Origin of the sequence: Mycobacterium sp., from assembly GCF_032159565.1 — a bacterium.
Classification (GTDB): domain Bacteria; phylum Actinomycetota; class Actinomycetes; order Mycobacteriales; family Mycobacteriaceae; genus Mycobacterium.
Window position 1 is genome coordinate 1 of sequence record NZ_JAVHWR010000186.1, and the last position, 6,486, is coordinate 6,486.

Below are 6,486 nucleotides of genomic sequence, written 5' to 3' on the forward strand. Positions count from 1 at the left end.
CGAGCTGGCGAGCCCGTTACGACGGGTTGCGGCTCAACACGCCGGCGTGGATGTCGACGATGCCCGGGTATCGTGCGAGCCACCGTCGTTACGGAGAATATCCGGCCCGTGACGACTGGGTCCGGTACCTCCAGGACTACGTAGACCATCATCGGATCGATGTGCGGTTCGGTACGCCGGTTCACAAGGTGAATGCGTCGCATGGTGGCTGGCGAGTTGAACAGACGTTTTCGGTGCCCCCAGTCGGACTCGAACCGACACTGTGCGGATTTTAAGTCCGCTGCCTCTGCCAATTGGGCTATGGGGGCCGTCACCGCAGAGCACGCTACCGCGTGCTGAGTGCCATCGAACCGGCCTACGTTCCGCGATCCACCGCGCTCGTCAGCCGCGCCAACTAAGTTACGTCAAGTGGAACCCCCCCACAGCTATCTATGGGAGCCCTCCGTTTCAGTGGTGCATCACGCGGACTATCTCGACGCCCGAGATGACCACGCGCTCTGTGGTGCGGCGTTACTGAATTCGACCGCCCTGCCCCAGAGGGACACCACCGATGCACTCTGCCCGGACTGCGAGACACGGCTTGTCGTGTATCACCTCGAATGGTGGCGCGAAACGGCCCAAGCGGCCACCACGGAACTCGAGAAGCTTCGCGAAATGTACCGCGAGTTGCAGGAGCGCGCCGGCACCCCGCATCCGGCTTCCGCCCCAACACAGGTCGATGAGGTCTGGAGCGAGGACGAACAGGACCCTGTCGTTCATGCCGAGGCCCAGCCGGCAACCCTCATCGACCAAGCGCGACGCGAACTCACAGAACTCTGCCAGCAGTTCGACGGTGCAGTGCCCTACCGGCGCCTGAAGAACACCATGCAGGCGTTCAGCGACAGGCTCGATACTCACCAGCGAGTGCTCCTCGCAGAGGCGATCGGCACTGATGGATCGCTAATACGATGGGCCACAACCAAAGTCGAGACACTCGGATGGCAAGTCGCGAATAGCCCCATCCAAGAAAACTCGGAGATGATGTGGGAAGAGTGGCTTCAGGAGTCCCATCAGGAGCCGAAGAAGACAAAGCGGCGGTTCGGTCGCACCTCGTAGCCGAAGTAGCGCAGCCATCGGTTTCAAATATCGCCGGAAGCCGCTTTCGGAGTGGCAAAGGTGTTTCCTGATCGCTGTGTCGTCTACTTGAGCTATGGCGAAGTTAGTCCGTCAGGAGGACGCGGTAACTACCTACCGCTACGTACGCCTGGGTCTGGTGGCCTTAGTCGTCTTCCTGACCGCATCAGTCATCAACACGCGGCGACATGCCGATGGATGGCAGAACTCGATCAGCGCGTACTTCTACACCAGCTCCCACAGCGTCTTCATCGCGTCACTTTGCGCCGTGGGCATCTGCTTGATCATCTACCAAGGCAGCACGACCACCGAGGATTCGGTGCTCAACTTCTCGGGCGTCCTGGCTCTCGTGGTGGGTTTGGTTCCGACGGGCCGCGAACCGCTGCGCGGCCCTGGGCTGCCCAAAGACTTCGACCCAACCGCCTTCGTGGAGAACAACGTGTGGGCACTCCTCATCGCCAGCGTGGCCGCGGTCGCCTTATACACGACCATCCGATTCGTCCGCGCCAGGTTGACCACGCCTCCGCAAGCCGAATTGTGCTCGCGCTCAGACGATTCGCCTGAGGAGCCGCAGGGTGAGGCGCCGGCGTTGCCGCCAATTCTCGACGCCATCGTGCGATTTCTGAGAAAGGTACTACCCGCGGCGGCCCCGTTTCTCCGCAAGGCGGAATGCGTGCTGCCCTACCTTCTATTGCTAGCACTCCTCGCAGGCACGATGGTGTTCTTTGTCGACCTGCCGTTATTCGTCAGAAACGCCCACACCGTAGCGGCGTACGCCATGTTCGGAGGAATCATCGTGGTCGTCGTGCACTACGCCTGCTACGCCGCCGTCCGTCAGGACCGCGGCGCGCGGACGCGGCTTGCCTTCGTCGCTGCCTATCTGATCATTGCCGCGATGATGGTGCTGACGTTGATCGTCGTGGCCATTCTTCAGTGCTCGGGCAATGGCCTTGGCCTGCTGGTTGTGGAGTTCATCGTCATCGCGGAGTTCGCAGTGTTCTGGCTGTTCCAGTCGATAGACCTGTGGGAACTCGAGAAATACCAAGTGCCTTCCCTGAGCCAGCTGCTGACAGGACTGGCAGCAGACACCCCGGCCAGACCCTAGTGACGGCGCAACGTTTCCCAGTCGTGCTCGTCATCGAGTTCCCGAATGAGCCGGGAAGTGCGTTCGCGCAGCAGGAATGTCATGGTGATCCCGACAATTACGGCGACGACCAGCGCGATCCAAGCAAATCGCGACAGCCAATGTTCAGCGGCCAGTCCCGCATAGTAGACCACCGCCGTGGTGCCGCCGGCCCAGATCAAGCCGCCAGAAGCGTTCGCAGTCAAAAACTTCGGGTACCGCATTCGTAGCGCACCGGCGAGCGGACCCGCGAGGATACGCAGCAGCGCAATGAAGCGGCCGAAGAAGACCGCCCACACTCCCCACTTCGTGAACAGCTGCTTGGCCAACGCGACATGCCCAGGGCCGAAGTGTTTCGGAAACCGCTTGCCCATCCGCTCGAACAGCGTCATGCCGTACCGTCGGCCGATCGAGTATCCGATGGTGTCGCCGGTCACGGCGCCTAGAGTGGCCGCCACACCGACCCATACCGGGCTGATGTCAAGGGTGTGCCGTGACGCCAGCAGTGCCGCACTGACGAGCGCGATCTCGCCTGGCAACGGTATGCCGAGGCTCTCGATGCCGATCACCACGCCGACAACGAGATAGACAGCGACAGGCGGGATGGATTGCAGCAGCGATTCCACGGTCACGCAGCCAAGGATGCCATCGACCGCCAAGCGTGAGCCCGTGTTCGACTCACAGCGTCTTCTCTCGCGCACAGGCTCACATTCAACGATGGAATCCGTTAAGGACTGCGGCTGCGCCGTCAAGAAACCGTTAAGGCCGCCTTCGAAGCCCTGAACAGCGCGTTCCATGGTTCAAGCTGCCGAAATCCGGCCGGCCGTAAACGTGACGGAGTGACATGTCAGTCCTCATCTACATCGTGCTGACGGTGGCGATCTTCGCCCTGCTCGGCTGGATACAGAAGTTGGTCGAGGGACTGTGAGCCAGAACCTGATCGGTCTCTTGCTGGCGATCCTGCTCGCCCTCTTCCTGTTCGCCGCCCTGCTCTTCCCGGAGAGGTTCTAGTGAGTTCGACGACGGCGGGGATCCTGTTCCTCGCATCACTGATCATCGGCCTGGCGGCCGTTCACGTGCCGCTGGGCGACTACATGTACCGGGTCTACGCCTCCACCAAGGACCTGCGCGGTGAGCGCGTCATCTACCGGCTGATCGGCGCCGACCCGAAGTCGGAGCAGACGTGGGGCGCCTACGCGCGCAGCGTGCTCGCCTTCTCGGTGGTCAGCGTCCTCTTCCTGTTCATCTTCCAGCTGGTGCAGGGCAGGCTGCCGTTGCACCTCAACGACCCCGGCACACCGATGACGCCGGCCCTCGCCTGGAACACCGCCGTCAGCTTCGTGACAAATACCAACTGGCAGGCCTACTCCGGTGAATCGACCCAGGGCCATCTCGTTCAGATGGCAGGCCTTGCCGTGCAGAACTTCGTGTCCGCCGCGGTCGGCATGGCTGTGGCCATGGCCTTCGTGCGCGGGCTGGCCCGTCGCAGCACCAGCGAGCTCGGCAACTTCTGGGTAGACCTTGTCCGCGGCATCATCCGAATCCTGTTGCCGCTGTCGGTCATTGCCGCGATCATTCTCGTTGTCGGCGGCGCGATCCAGAACTTCGATCTGCACGACCAGGTCGTCAACACTTTGGTCGGCGGTCAACAGATCATCCCCGGCGGACCGGTTGCGAGCCAAGAGGCGATCAAGGAACTCGGTACGAACGGCGGCGGCTTCTTCAACGCCAACTCAGCTCACCCGTTCGAGAACCCCACCGCCTGGACCAATTGGGTTGAGATCTTCCTGCTCCTTGTCATCAGCTTCTCGCTGCCGCGCACCTTTGGCCGCATGGTGGAGAGCAAGAAGCAGGGCTACGCAATCGTCGCGGTGATGGGCGTGATCGCCGCCGTCAGCGTCAGCCTGATGATGCTGTTCCAGCTGCAGCACCACGGCACCGTCCACACCGCGATCGGGTCGGCGATGGAAGGCGTCGAACAGCGGTTCGGCGTCGCCAACTCCGCGGTGTTCGCCGACGCGACAACGCTGACCTCCACCGGTGCCGTTGACTCGTTCCACGACTCCTACACCAGCCTCGGCGGCATGATCACGCTGTTCAACATGCAGCTCGGCGAGGTGGCGCCGGGCGGCACCGGCTCCGGCCTGTACGGCATGCTCATCCTGGCCGTCATCACGGTGTTCGTGGCGGGCCTGATGGTCGGCCGCACACCCGAGTACCTCGGCAAGAAGATCACTCCGCGCGAAATCAAGCTGGCCGCAACATATTTCCTGATCACACCGCTGATCGTGCTGACCGGCACCGCCGTCGCGATGGCCATGCCGGGTCAACGCGCCGGCATGCTCAACACCGGCCCGCACGGCCTCTCAGAGGTGTTGTATGCGTTCACCTCCGCGGCCAATAACAACGGATCGGCGTTCGCCGGCATCAGCGTCAACACCACGTGGTACAACACCGCCCTGGGCATGGCCATGCTTTTCGGCCGCTTCCTGCCGATCATCTTCGTGCTGGCACTGGCGGGCTCGCTGGCCAAACAGGGCAAGACGCCCGACTCCGTCGGCACCCTGCCCACCCACCGGCCGCAGTTCGTCGGCATGGTCGCCGGGGTCACCCTGATCCTGGTCGCCCTCACCTTCCTACCCGTGCTCGCGCTGGGTCCCCTCGCCGAAGGAATTCACACATGACCGCACCCACAATCGATCCCGCTCCGACCGCGCACCCGGAACCACCTGCGCCCAAACGTGTTCAAGGCGGCCTGCTCGATCCCAACATGCTGTGGAAGTCGACGCCCGGCGCGCTGCGCAAGCTCAACCCGCGCACCCTATGGCGCAACCCCGTCATGTTCATCGTCGAGATCGGCGCGGCATGGAGCACCGTGCTCGCCCTGACCGAGCCATCGTGGTTCGCGTGGCTCATCGTGGTGTGGTTGTGGCTGACCGTGATCTTCGCCAACCTCGCCGAGGCCGTGGCCGAGGGTCGTGGCAAGGCGCAGGCCGAGAGTCTGCGCAAGGCGAAGACGGCCACCATGGCTCGCAGGCTCGCCGGGTGGACGCCCGGTACCCCTGGCCGCGAGGAGGACGTCGCCGCGCCACTGCTTCAGCGGGGCGACATCGTCGTCGTCGAAGCCGGTCAGCCGATTCCCGGAGACGGTGATGTTGTGGAAGGCATTGCCTCGGTGGACGAGTCGGCGATCACCGGTGAGTCAGCGCCGGTGATCCGTGAGTCCGGCGGCGACCGCTCAGCGGTTACCGGCGGCACCACCGTGCTGTCCGACCGCATCGTCGTCAAGATCACCCAGAAGCCCGGCGAGAGCTTCATCGACCGGATGATCGCGCTCGTCGAGGGCGCGAATCGGCAGAAGACGCCCAACGAGATCGCGCTGAACATTCTGCTCGCATCGTTGACGATCATCTTCCTGTTCGCCGTCGCGACGCTGCAGCCGCTGGCGATCTTCTCGAAGGCGAACAACCCCGGCGTGCCAGACACGTTGGCGCTCAATAGCGGTGGCGTGTCCGGCATCGTCATGGTCTCGCTGCTGGTCTGCCTCATCCCGACGACCATCGGCGCGCTGCTTTCGGCCATCGGCATCGCGGGCATGGACCGCCTCGTGCAACGCAACGTGCTCGCGATGTCCGGTCGTGCTGTGGAGGCGGCAGGTGACGTCAACACGTTGCTGCTCGACAAGACCGGCACCATCACATTGGGCAACCGGCAGGCGGCGGCGTTCGTTCCGCTGGCCGGCGTCACACCGGATGCACTCGCCGGCGCGGCACAGCTTTCGAGCCTCGCCGACGAGACCCCGGAGGGTCGTTCCATCGTCGTGTTCGCGAAACAGGAGTATGGGCTGCGGGCCCGCACACCCGGCGAGCTCGACAAGGCGCACTGGGTCGAGTTCAGCGCCACGACGCGCATGTCCGGCGTCGACCTGCACGACGGCCGCATGCTGCGCAAGGGCGCGGCCAGCTCCGTCGCCGATTGGGTGCGCTCCCAAGGCGGAACGGTGTCAACAGAACTCGGCGACATCGTCGACGGCATCTCCGCGGCAGGCGGCACTCCGCTGGTCGTCGGCGAAGTGCTCGATCATCACGCGTCGGTACTCGGCGTCATCCACCTCAAGGATGTTGTCAAACAGGGCATGCGGGAGCGGTTCGACGAGATGCGCCGGATGGGCATCCGCACCGTGATGATCACCGGCGACAACCCCTTGACCGCCAAGGCGATCGCCGATGAGGCGGGCGTCGACGACTTTC

At 63.6% G+C, this 6,486-nt stretch carries 6 protein-coding genes and 1 tRNA gene; 5 read left to right on the top strand and 2 right to left on the bottom strand.

Features of this window, described 5'->3' with window-relative positions; all coding sequences use genetic code 11:
* Positions 1–234 precede the first annotated feature (234 nt).
* Positions 235–308, bottom strand: a tRNA-Leu gene (locus tag QOC76_RS25280).
* Between the two features lie 145 nt (positions 309–453).
* Here QOC76_RS25280 and QOC76_RS25285 point away from each other — a divergent pair.
* On the top strand, positions 454–1,095 hold the full coding sequence (locus tag QOC76_RS25285) for a hypothetical protein (protein ID WP_526361602.1): 642 nt from the start codon (positions 454–456) through the stop codon (positions 1,093–1,095).
* A gap of 94 nt (positions 1,096–1,189) precedes the next feature.
* A complete protein-coding gene (locus tag QOC76_RS25290) occupies positions 1,190–2,218 on the top strand; it encodes a diphosphate--fructose-6-phosphate 1-phosphotransferase (RefSeq protein WP_526361604.1) in 1,029 nt (342 codons plus the stop codon).
* Here QOC76_RS25290 and QOC76_RS25295 read toward each other — a convergent pair.
* Entirely contained in the window at positions 2,215–2,868 is a 654-nt protein-coding gene (locus tag QOC76_RS25295; protein WP_526361606.1) for a VTT domain-containing protein, read from the bottom strand. The two genes, QOC76_RS25290 and QOC76_RS25295, sit on opposite strands and share 4 nt — an antisense overlap.
* A gap of 292 nt (positions 2,869–3,160) precedes the next feature.
* Between QOC76_RS25295 and kdpF the strand changes: the two genes are divergently transcribed.
* The 3 genes from kdpF to kdpB form a co-directional block, all read left to right on the top strand.
* The gene (gene kdpF, locus QOC76_RS25300) at positions 3,161–3,247 is read left to right on the top strand and encodes a K(+)-transporting ATPase subunit F (RefSeq protein ID WP_526361612.1); all 87 of its coding nucleotides are present in this window, start codon (positions 3,161–3,163) and stop codon (positions 3,245–3,247) included.
* The gene (gene kdpA / locus QOC76_RS25305; protein ID WP_526361608.1) at positions 3,247–4,920 is read left to right on the top strand and encodes a potassium-transporting ATPase subunit KdpA; all 1,674 of its coding nucleotides are present in this window, start codon (positions 3,247–3,249) and stop codon (positions 4,918–4,920) included. The genes kdpF and kdpA overlap by 1 nt, the downstream gene beginning before the upstream one ends.
* On the top strand, positions 4,917–6,486 hold a 1,570-nt coding region (kdpB, locus tag QOC76_RS25310), incomplete at its 3' end, for a potassium-transporting ATPase subunit KdpB (RefSeq protein WP_526361610.1). The genes kdpA and kdpB, both read left to right, overlap by 4 nt.